9 protein-coding genes are annotated in these 10,396 nt (G+C 66.1%); all 9 read right to left on the bottom strand.

Features of this window, described 5'->3' with window-relative positions:
- Positions 1-54: 54 nt before the first annotated feature.
- On the bottom strand, positions 55-1,485 hold the full coding sequence (locus VGC18_RS01625; RefSeq protein ID WP_414672844.1) for a malate:quinone oxidoreductase: 1,431 nt from the start codon (positions 1,483-1,485) through the stop codon (positions 55-57).
- 61 nt (positions 1,486-1,546) lie between these two features.
- Positions 1,547-2,854: a UDP-glucose/GDP-mannose dehydrogenase family protein gene (locus VGC18_RS01620; protein ID WP_331093544.1), complete on the bottom strand. Its 1,308-nt coding sequence runs from the start codon at positions 2,852-2,854 to the stop codon at positions 1,547-1,549.
- 122 nt (positions 2,855-2,976) lie between these two features.
- The gene (locus tag VGC18_RS01615; RefSeq protein WP_331093542.1) at positions 2,977-3,513 is read right to left on the bottom strand and encodes a sortase; all 537 of its coding nucleotides are present in this window, start codon (positions 3,511-3,513) and stop codon (positions 2,977-2,979) included.
- A gap of 72 nt (positions 3,514-3,585) precedes the next feature.
- Positions 3,586-5,391, bottom strand: coding sequence for a DUF4012 domain-containing protein (locus VGC18_RS01610; protein ID WP_331093540.1), 1,806 nt, complete (start codon positions 5,389-5,391; stop codon positions 3,586-3,588).
- Between the two features lie 41 nt (positions 5,392-5,432).
- Complete coding sequence (locus VGC18_RS01605; protein ID WP_331093538.1) at positions 5,433-6,395, bottom strand: GDP-L-fucose synthase; 963 nt, start codon at positions 6,393-6,395, stop codon at positions 5,433-5,435.
- A 20-nt stretch (positions 6,396-6,415) separates the two neighbouring features.
- Positions 6,416-7,447, bottom strand: a complete 1,032-nt coding sequence (gmd, locus tag VGC18_RS01600; RefSeq protein ID WP_331093536.1) for a GDP-mannose 4,6-dehydratase — start codon at positions 7,445-7,447, stop codon at positions 6,416-6,418.
- Positions 7,448-7,605: 158 nt separating this feature from the next.
- Positions 7,606-8,613 carry a glycosyltransferase family 2 protein gene (locus tag VGC18_RS01595; protein WP_331093534.1) on the bottom strand — a complete coding sequence of 336 codons (1,008 nt, stop codon included), beginning with the start codon at positions 8,611-8,613 and terminating at the stop codon, positions 7,606-7,608.
- Positions 8,610-9,692 (bottom strand): polysaccharide pyruvyl transferase family protein, encoded by a 1,083-nt coding sequence (locus VGC18_RS01590; protein WP_331093532.1) that lies wholly within the window; start codon positions 9,690-9,692, stop codon positions 8,610-8,612. Before VGC18_RS01590 ends, VGC18_RS01595 begins: the two co-directional genes overlap by 4 nt.
- Positions 9,689-10,396: Coenzyme F420 hydrogenase/dehydrogenase, beta subunit C-terminal domain (locus VGC18_RS01585; protein ID WP_331093530.1), on the bottom strand; the 708-nt coding region annotated here is incomplete at its 5' end. The genes VGC18_RS01590 and VGC18_RS01585, both read right to left, overlap by 4 nt.

Below are 10,396 nucleotides of genomic sequence, written 5' to 3'. Positions count from 1 at the left end.
GAACCGGAGATCTGTGCACGAGCCCGGCGGAGGGTAAGCGGCGGAGGAGCCGAACTACCGCGCGATCGCGAGCGCCTTCTGCGTCGCGGCCACGGTCTTCTCGGCCAGCGCCGGGTCGTCCGAGAGCTTCCTGCCCCAGGTAGGGACCATCGCCTTGAGCTGGGGCGTCCAGGACTCGATCCGGTCGGGGAAGCAGCGCTCGAGCACGTCGAGCATGATCGGCACGGCGGTGGATGCCCCGGGCGACGCACCCAGGAGCCCCGCGATGCTGCCGTCGGCCGAGGTGATGACCTCGGTGCCGAACTGCAGAACCCCACGCTTCTTGGCGTCCTTCTTGATCACCTGCACCCGTTGGCCGGCGGTGATCTTGTACCAGTCCTTCGGGTCGGCGGTGGGCATGAATTCCTGCAGTGCCGTGAACTTCGTCGACGGTCGCGCGATCAGCTGCCCGATGAGGTAGCGCACGAGGTCGAGGTTCGACAGGCCGGCGGCGAGCATCGGGATCAGATTGTGGAATCGGATGGTCTCGAACAGGTCGAACCAGGAACCGGTCTTGAGGAACTTGGTGTTGAAGCCCGCGTACGGACCGAACATCAGGCTCGCCTGGCCGTCGACGATGCGGGTGTCGAGGTGCGGCACCGACATCGGGGGCGAGCCGACGGCGGCCTTGCCGTAGACCTTCGCATGGTGGCGGGCCACGACCTCCGGGTTGTCGGTGCGGAGGAACTCCCCACTGACGGGAAAGCCGCCGAAGCCGCGAGCCTCCTCGATGCCCGACTTCTGCAGCAGGGTGAGCGCACCACCGCCGGCGCCGACGAAGACGAAACGCGCATCCACCGTGACCGGCGTGCCGCCGACCTCATGACGCACGTGCAGGCGCCAGGTGCCGTCCTTCTGGCGGCGCAGCCCGGTGACCTTCTGCTCGAGGTGGAGCTTCGCCCCGTTGCTCGTGAGGTATCCGAGCAGGTCGCGGGTGAGCGCGCCGAAGTCGACGTCGGTGCCCTTTTCGAAGCGGGTGGCCGCGATCGGCTGCGACTTCGTGCGGCCGGGGATCATCGCGGGCACCCAGGAACGGATGACCGCCGGGTCCTCCGAATACTCCATGCCAGCGAAGAGCGGATGCCCGGCGAGCGCCTCGTGCCGCTTCCGCAGGTACTCGACGTTCTTCTCGCCCCAGACGAAGCTCATGTGCGGGACGGGATTGATGAACGCCTGCGGATCGGGCAGCAGGTTCTTATCCACGAGGTAGGACCAGAACTGGCGCGAGACCTGGAACTGCTCGTTCACCTTGACGGCGCTGGCGATGTCGATCGTGCCGTCGGCGCGCTCCGGTGTGTAGTTGAGCTCGCAGAGCGCGGAGTGGCCGGTGCCGGCGTTGTTCCACGGGTTGGAGCTCTCCAGGGCGGTGCCACCGAGGCGCTCGAAGATCTGGATGGACCAGTCGGGCTGCAGCTGCTTGAGGAAGGCGCCGAGGGTGGCGCTCATGATGCCCCCGCCAATCAGGGCGACGTCGATCGGTTTGGCTTGGCTCACCCCGACAGTTTAGCTACGGCCGCCCCAGGCCCAGGTACGTCCAGCCGGCGTCCCGCCAGCCGGTCGCATCCAGGGTGTTGCGTCCGTCGATGATCGTGCGTCCGCGCGCGAGCGTCGCCGCCCAGACCGGGTCGATCTCCCGGAACTGCGGCCATTCGGTGACCAGCACCACGACGTCCGCATCGCGGAGGGTCTGTTCCAGGTCGGTGGAGTAGCCGAGCTGCGGATGCCTGGCCCGCGCGTTCTCGACCGCCTCCGGGTCGATCGCGACGACGTCCGCACCGAGGCCGTGCAACCGGACCGCCACGTCGAGCGCCGGCGAGTCCCGCACGTCGTCGGAGTGCGGTTTGAAGCTCAGGCCGAGCACCGCGACCTTGGCGCCATGCAGCCGGTCGCCCAGGGCGGTGACGGCGAGGTCGACGACCCGCTGCCGACGGCGAAGATTGATCGAGTCGACCTCCTTGAGGAACGTCACCGAGTCGCCCCGCCCCAACTCCTCCGCGCGGGCGGTGAAGGCGCGGATGTCCTTGGGCAGGCATCCGCCGCCGAAGCCCACGCCCGCGTTGAGGAACTTGCGCCCGATCCGGGAGTCGAAGCCGATGGCGTCGGCAAGCTGGGTGACATCCGCGCCGGTGACCTCGGCGATCTCGGCCATGGCGTTGATAAAGCTGATCTTGGTGGCGAGGAAGGCGTTCGCGGCGACCTTCACCAGTTCGGCCGTCGCGTAGTCGGTGACCACGAGCGGGGTCCTGGCGACGACGGCCGAGGCGTAGACCTCGTTGAGCAGGTTCACGGCCCGTTCCCCCGCCTCGCCCGACGGAACTCCGTAGACGAGGCGATCGGGACGGACGGTGTCTTGCACTGCGAAGCCTTCGCGCAGGAACTCCGGGTTCCAGGCGAGAGTGGCGCCGGATGCCTCGATGGGCTCGGCGAGGCGCGCGGCGGTGCCGACCGGCACGGTGCTCTTGCCGACGACGAGGTCTCCCGCGGCCAGCTGCGGCAGCAGGGACTGCACGGCGGCCTCGACGTAGCGGAGGTCGGCCGCGTTGCTGCCCGGCTGCTGCGGGGTGCCGACCGCGATGAAGTGCACCCGGCTGCCCGCCGCATCCGCGATGTCGGTGCTGAACCGCAGACGCCCGGAGTCGATCGCCGATCGCAGCGTCTCCGGCAGTCCCGGCTCGAAGAAGGGCGCCCGCCCGGAGGCAAGCATCGCTACCTTCGGTGCGTCCGTGTCGATGCCGACCACCTCGTGGCCCAACTCCGCCATGGCCGAGGCGTGCACGGCGCCCAGGTAGCCGCAACCGATGACCGAGATCTTCACAGCTTCTCCTTCATAAGCCCACCCTATCGAGGGCGTGGGTCATCAACGGTAACGGAGGCCGAACGGGCGCGAAACGCGGGAAGGCCCCGAGCCGAAGCCCGGGGCCTTCCGTCTGCTAAGAACTACGCGTTGCTGCGCTGCTGGCGACGAACCACCGTCATGACGACGAGGAGCGCGATGCCGAGAAGCAGAACGCCGCCCGCACCCCAGATAAGGAGAGGAGAGACGTTGGCTCCCGTGAAGGCCAGACCGCTTCCCGCATCGGCGGCGGCGACGGTCAGCACGGCCGTGCCGACGGTGCCGGAGGTGAGACCGGTGCCCGTGACGTTGTAGGTGCCCACGGCGTCCGTCGGGAGGGTGATGCGCAGGACGATCGAACCGTCCGCAGCGGCGGTCTTGGTGATCGACGCCGTGACCACGGCTGCCCTGACGGCGGCGAGGGTGATCGGGCCTTCTCCGGTGACGGAGAAGGAGACCTCTTCGCCCGGGAGGAAGGAACCGGCGGTGAAGGTGACCGTCTGGGTGCTGCCCGGGGCCGGGGTGCTGTCGGAGACGATTATCTGGTCGTCCGCGACGTAGCCCGCGGCATTGGCGGCGACCGGACCGGCGAAGATTGCAACGGCGACAAGCGCGGCGACTGCAAAGGCTTTTTTGATCATGACTTCTCCAAAATATGGGGATCCTGACGACAGTGGCGCTAGGTGCGATATATCGGCTGGTACGGGTAATTCTCAGAATAGCCGCGATTCACAGGAAAAGTCCACCCTGTTTGTAACATCGGCGTGAACAGCTGGAGTCGACTGCACCACGGATCGCCCGCCATACGGAGCGGTACCCAGCCAGCCGAAATGCAGGGTGGTGGACTCTCCGGGAGCGAGTTCCACCGACAGGGCCGTGACGGGATATCCCGCGTTGCTGGACGGATGCGCCGTCACCACCTTTCCGTCCCGCATGACCCCGAGGTTCTGCATTCCGCGCACCCCGTACACGGACAGCACCGTCTTGATGTTTCCTGGCGTGACCCCGAAGCTCCCGCCACCGGTGACGTACGGCACCAGCGAGGTGGCCGCGTCGGCGGGCGCCGTGTTCGTCAGGGTGACCTCGACCCCGTAGTCCGGCCGCCGGTCCTTGCGGCAGGTCACCTGCGCGACGCCAACCGTGACGTGAAGATAGGTGTCCATCTTCGCTCCGGTGCCGTCGTTGAGATACACGCCGAAGCGCTGCTCGGTCGCGGTGCTTATGGGCAGGCCGCCCGCCAGCGTGGTTCCCGAGAGCACGGACTGATCCTCCTTGTGCGCGCTCCAGATCAGCACCCGGTGCTCGCTGCCTGCCCGGGCCAGCGCGGTGATCAGGGCGACCGGATCGGCCTTTCCCCCGGAGACGGCGGTGAACACCGAGGCCGCGGCGCCGGCGAAGAACTCGTCCTGCTGGGCCGGATTGGTGTACCGGGCGTAGACCTCGCTGAGCAGCAACTGCACGGCGTTGCCGGACGTCAGCACGTCGCCGGTGGGCAGGGTGATTGGTCCGGTGGCCTTCAGCAGATAACCGAGCGTCACCGGGTCGACGGAGAGCACACCGTCGGGCTCCAGGCCGAACTGCCGTTTCCACATCTCGCTGGCGAGGGCGGCGGAACGGGGGAAGTCCGGGGTGAGCGTAACGTCTTGGATGTACTCACCGACGTTGTCCCCGTACAGGCCGCGCGTCTCGACCGGGAGGGGCAGCACCGGGCTCGCATAGTGCGGGAAGTCGGCGCTCGAGGCCTGCTGCACGAGCGAGATCTTGCCGTTCTCGGTGTGGATGAGCGCCAGGGCGCCGGGGATGCCGCCCGTGGCCCGAAGCTCGGCGGGGTTCTGGAAGAGCAGCAGGTAGTTGCGCGGACCGTCCGCGCCCAGCACGGCCGGCGCCAACCGAACGGCGTTGTCGATCGCGGTCGCCCCATTGGAGGCCGAGTCGAGCGCCGAGGTCAGCTGAGTCGCCGCGGAGCGAACCGGCCCCAGCAGACCGGAGGTGTCGATGCGGTGGACGGCGCGGTCGGCGCTGACGAGCGCCGCGCTCGCCGAGGCGAGCTTCGGCTGCACGGCAACCAGGGGTTTCAGATCGATGACGCCGTCAACCGGGCTGAAGTCCTGAGGTCGAACCGTGCCGGCGACACCGGCGAGGGGCTGCACCCCATCGCTGACGGCTTCGTCCGTCGCGGCCGCGAGCTGTCGCACCGCGCTGAGATTGCCGCCCAGCCAGGGAACGATCTCGAGAGCACGCCACACCGGGTCGCCGGTCAGGCGCGCGGCTCGCGCCGCGTGGTCGGCGAGCTGGGTCGCGGTCTTCTGCGCCGCCGCGCCGTCACCCGCCAGCACCTGGGTCTGGACCTTCGAGGCAAGGGGCACCGCGCCCTGCAGCTCGTTCCTCGCGAGCAGGCCGCGCACACCGACCCAGACCACCGCGAAGATCGCGAGGAGGACAACGGCCGACACGACCCACAGGACGATCGTCCTCGGCCGCAACCGACGAGCGGGAGGTCCAGCGTGGGAGGGTGCCATCGCACCATTCAATCAGAGGCGACCGAGCCGCACCCCACGAATCACTCCCGCAGCGTCGTGGCGTGCCCTCGGTACCAGTCGACGGTGCTGCGCAGTCCCTCTTCGAGGCCGATCGACGAGGTCCAGCCCGAATCCGCGAGCTTCGACACATCGAGGAGCTTCTGGGGGGTTCCGTCCGGCTTCATCGTGTCCCACTCGGTGCGGCCCTCGTAACCCACCACCCGGGCGACCAGCTCGGCGATCTCCTCGATGGTCACGTCGGTACCGGTGCCGACGTTCACCTGCGCGGGACCGTCGTAGTTCTCCAGCAGATGGAGGCTCGCGGCGGCGAGGTCATCGACGTGGAGGAACTCCCGGCGGGGGGTGCCCGTTCCCCAGTTGGTCACGGAGGCCTCGCCGCGCTGGGCGGCCTCGTCGTACCGGCGGATGAGCGCGGGAAGCACGTGGGAGCCCTCGCGTGAGAAGTTGTCGCCCGGGCCGTAGAGGTTGGTCGGCATGGCCGAGATCCAGGGCAGACCATACTGGCGACGCACCGCCTGGATCTGCAGAATGCCCGCGATCTTGGCGATCGCGTAGGAGTCGTTGGTCTCTTCGAGATGCCCGGTGAGTAGCGAGTCTTCGCGGATGGGCTGCGGGGCGAACTTGGGGTAGATGCAGGACGACCCCAGGAACAGCAGCCGTTCCACACCCGCCTCGAGGGCCGCATCCAGCACGTTGACCTGGATGCGCATGTTGTCGGAGAGGAAATCGACCGGATAGGTGTTGTTGGCGAGGATGCCACCCACCTTTGCCGCGGCGAGGACCACGTACCGGGGCCTGACGGCCCTGAAGTAGTCGAAGACCGACTCACGGTCTTTCAGATCCAGATCCGCTGAGGCCTCGCCGCGGAGATCGCGGAAGCCCTCGGCCTCAAGCTTGCGCCAGATGGCGGAGCCAACAAGCCCACGATGTCCGGCGACATAGAAGGTCGCGTCGCGATCGAGGGGTGAGGGGCTGTACATCATCGTCTCTACCACCCTACGTGCTATTTCGTGCCCCAGGACTCGAGCTTCACTGTGTCGATCCAGTGGCTGCCGGCGTGGGCCAGCATCTCGATGTCCGCGTCGACCATGATGCGGGCGAGCTGCTCGGTGTCGACGGTGGCCTTCCAGCCGAGTTTCGCCTCCGCCTTGGAGGCGTCACCGATGAGCGCGTCGACCTCGGTCGGCCGCAGGTAACGTTCGTCGAATCTCACGTGGTCCTCCCAATTCAACCCCGCGTGTCCGAACGCCGTCTCAAGAAAGTTGCGAACAGTGAAGTTGCCACCGGTCGCGAGCACGTAGTCGTCCGGGGCATCCGCCTGCAGCATGCGCCACATGCCCTCAACGTACTCCGCCGCGTATCCCCAGTCCCGAATCGAATCGAGATTGCCCAGGTACACCTCGTCTTGCAGGCCGGCCTTGATCGCTGCGACGGCCCTGGTGATCTTGCGGGTGACGAAGGTCTCACCCCGACGGGGCGACTCGTGGTTGAACAGGATGCCGTTGACGGCAAACATGCCATAGGCCTCGCGGTAGTTCTTGGTGACCCAGTAGCTGTAGACCTTGGCGGCCCCATACGGCGAGCGCGGGTAGAACGGCGTCTCCTCGTTCTGCGGCGGCGGCGTGGCCCCGAACATCTCCGAGGACGACGCCTGATAGAAGCGGGTGTGGATGCCCGACATCCGCACCGCCTCGAGCAGGCGCATCGTGCCGACCCCCGTCGTGTCGCCCGTGTGCTCCGGCTCGTCGAAGGAGACCCGCACATGGGACTGGGCCGCGAGGTTGTAGACCTCGTCGGGCTTCAGCTCGCCCAGCAGGCTGACCAGACGAGCGCCATCGCTCAGGTCGCCGTAGTGCAGAAAGAGCTTGGCATCCTGGTCGTGCGGATCCTTGTAGAGGTGGTCGATCCGCGTGGTGTTGAACGTCGAGGCGCGCCGAATGAGGCCGTGGACCTCGTAGCCCTTGCCGAGCAAGAGCTCCGCCAGATACGACCCGTCCTGGCCGGTGATACCGGTGATGAAGGCACTCTTCGTCATTTTTTGTTGACTTTCCTTGATGTGTTGGCACGGACAAATCGGCGATACCCACGCCCCCGCTGTTGACACGCCCGAGGGGACAGTTTAGCGATCGGATGGTTTGGCCGAAGCGGCGACTCCGAATCCAATCGTCACAGCCGTCTGCCGGAGGGGCCTTCTCAATGCTCTGCGGCGATCGGTGTCCAGGAAGTTGCTCTCCTCGCCCGATACACACGCTCATACAAGGCCGGCGATAGGAGGACCAGCGCAGCCTGTACGAGAATTTCTTTGTTGTGGAAAAGCACGCCAAGGTCTCGCAACCCCCCCCTCCTGCGGTTCTGCCGACGAATCCCCCGCAACTCTGCCTCCGTGAGCAACGCGCGCCGACGCGCCAGTTCATTGGCGGTCGGGATAATGAGGTTGCGGTACTTGAACACCGTGATCGCCCGAGCGCTGCGAGCCCGATCGATGACGGTCCTCGACTCGACGGACGCTATCTCGTAACAGTCCTGCAGGTCCTCCCACTGATAACCGGTGCCATTGAGGACGGACCCTGAACGCAGGACGTAGATGTACAAAAACATCGGATGCATGGCTACGGTGGCGAACGTGGGCAACATGGACAATAGGCCGCCTAGATCGGAATGAGCTCGAGTCGCCGGGAACATCCCCGACGACAGTGCCGACCGTCGGAACAGCTTGTTCCAGAGATGCCCTTGGATGCTGCCCTCGAGGACGCGAAGAAGTGCCTCCTCGCCCGAGAGCACCTCCGCGACGGGGGCGTCCACGATCTCACCCCGTGGAGACCCGTCCGGACTCGATTTGCGGGCGTTGCAGACCGCCATCTCGGCGGTGCCGATGGCGGCCACCAGTTCGCTCACTATGGTGGGGCTCCAGAGATCATCCACATCCGCGAACCACACAAAATCACCGCTGCAGAGTTCAAGCGCCTGGTTCCTCGCCGCCGAAACGCCCGATCCCTGCGCTCCCTCAATGATGAGCCGACCGGTGATCGCGTCGGACCAGCCCGACACAATCTCCTGTGTGGCGTCGGTTGAATGATCGTCGATCACGATGAACTCGTACGTTATCGATGCGTCCAGCGCAGCCAGTTGGCGAAGCGCTCCCGACAAATACGGTGCGGCGTTGTGCAGCGGCAACACGACACTCGCCGTGGGTCGAATCATGTGCGACCCCTCCCAAACACCATACGACGCAACGACTGGACCTCGTTTTCGAGAACGTTCGCAGCAGCGGCCATTTTGTCATTGAGCTCGTCCCTACGCCTTAGCTGATCTCCCAGAAAGCACGAGATGTCCGCCGCCGAGCGACCGGCCGTTCCGAACGAGATCCCACCCATTCCGATGGTGGAGAAGTGCTGCTCCACCTTGAGCTTCGGCAGAGGGACCACCTCCACAGGCATGGCCCCGGCCTGGGCTGCGAGAATCAGCACGTGGAGACGGTCGCTGATTGCCATCGCACACGACAGGTAACGAGCGCGAATGAACCGTTCCTGCTGCAGATCACCCCGATCACCCCACGGCAGGTACTCGGCGATCGGACCGAATCGATCGGCGAGTTCGCGGGTCCTCGCCTCGTCCTCAGCGACCTGGCTGAGAAGCACCAGACGAAAACCATGAGACGCAGCAAAATCTCGAATACCGGCAAACCATTCCTCAGACGGGAACTCCCGCTTGCCTCTCATGCTGATCACCACCTCACGGCGATCGGCCCAGGCGATCCCCTCCAGCCGAGGCTCCGCAAATGCCGTGTCCGGCACCAGCCTGCCGACACGCATCCTCTCGTAAGACAGCCGTTCGCGCCAGAGGACCACATTCGAGAGACGGCTGGACGCTTGATAGAGCCAGCCGGTGAGCGGAGAGATCTCGCCGATCGCCCGAGGCGGCCGGAAGACGAGACCGCCCCTGAGCCTCACCCAGAACACGATCACCAGGAACATGAGCTCCGAACGGAGGTGCTCGCGACCGAGTGGGACCTCGCCCGGGTCGAACACCATGATCTTCTTGCCAGGGCCAAAGAGCAGACCCCGCAGCCAATCGCGGCGGGCACCCGCCGCATAGACGACCTCCCCCGGGCGAATGCCGAGCTGATCGAGCCAGCCTGGCGTCGTCCTGCCCACATAGGCATGGATCTGGCCGAGGCCGCGAATCCATTCCAGCACGCGCCGCCGGATAACCGCATCGCCCAGATTTCCGCTCACACCGGTGAGAATGACGTACACCTCGGGTTTCCTGATCGAGTTCATCGAGGAATCCGCTGGCGCGATTTCGAAGAGATTTTTGCCAGGAGCTTCCAGAACTCCCGCTTCGCCCGGTTCCGCAGTCTGGCCACGAACGTCATCTTGGTGGCCGACTGATACTGGGTGATGAGCGGGACGATCGCGTTCAGGTAGACCGCGAGATCGCCTTCTCTCTTCGCGGCCGCAAATGCTTCGTGGCTGGTAGCGGAGATCGCGCGACGCTCACGGATGAGCGCCACGCGCTCGGGCGAGACGGGGTATCCGGCATGCACGCGCTTGCGGGGGTGCCACCGGCCGGCCGCGTCGTCGTCCGCAAGCCGAACGGCCAGACCGTCTCGGCGATGCCGAAAGTTGCCGGCCTGGGTGCGAACCACCGAGTCGAGATCCAGGTCCTCCCGCATTAGCCCACCGCTCGCAGCGCCGCGCTCGAAAATGGCTCTGAGTTCAGGATTGCGGGTGACCACCACATTGGTGCCACGCCAATCGATCTCGTATTTCGCAAGCCAGGCGTCGCCGATGACCACGTCTGCGGTCTCCGCGAACACGTCGTCGCAGTAGTTGCAAGCCTCCGGCTGGAATACGGCGTGACCCCAACTGCCGCCCACCAGGGAGAGCGTCTGGGCCGCCCGCCACTCTCCGTCCCGTTTGTCTTGGACGCCGAACTCGTATTGCCGGGAGGTGAGCGATCGGTCCTTGATGCGAAAATCGAC

The organism is Lacisediminihabitans sp., from assembly GCF_036404185.1.
GTDB lineage: Bacteria > Actinomycetota > Actinomycetes > Actinomycetales > Microbacteriaceae > Lacisediminihabitans.
This window is presented reverse-complemented; position numbering and strand designations above follow the sequence as displayed.